The sequence below is a fragment of the Brevundimonas sp. A19_0 genome, from assembly GCF_017744255.1.
GTDB lineage: Bacteria > Pseudomonadota > Alphaproteobacteria > Caulobacterales > Caulobacteraceae > Brevundimonas.
Map to the genome: position 1 here is coordinate 1 of NZ_JAGHQP010000047.1, position 510 is coordinate 510.

Below are 510 nucleotides of genomic sequence, written 5' to 3' on the forward strand. Positions count from 1 at the left end.
CCACGGCCTTCGGCGTCGGCAACGGCCTGGCCAATCTGATGGTCGGCAGTGGCTCGGGCAACTATCTGCTGGGCGGGGCGGGCAATGACGTGCTGGACGGCCGCGGCGGCAATGATGTGCTGTTCGGTGAGGCGGGCAATGATGTGTTCGTCTTCCAGGCGGGCACCGGCGGCGATGTGATCGGCGACTTTACGATCGGTCAGGACCGGATCGACCTCAGGGCCTTCGGCTTTGCCAATTTCGACCAGCTGAAGGTCAACTTCAGCCAGGTCGGGGCCGACGGGGCCATCAATCTGGGCAATGGCGACTTCATCGTCCTGCACGGGGTGACGATGGCCAGTCTGACGGCGGCCCAGTTCATCTTCCCGGGACAGGCTTCGCCCGCCGAGGCCCTGTCGGGGATCATCCCGGCCGACGATGCGCGCTTCAACCCGCCGGTCCAGGTCGCGACCGCCGCGCAGGACGCGGTCAAGCCGGGCCTCGAGGCCGACGCCGGCCCGCAGATCCTGC

Annotated in this window: 1 pseudogene; it reads left to right on the top strand. The window is 67.6% G+C overall.

Features of this window, described 5'->3' with window-relative positions:
* Positions 1-510: pseudogene (locus tag J7346_RS14915) on the top strand (hypothetical protein); the annotation flags it as partial.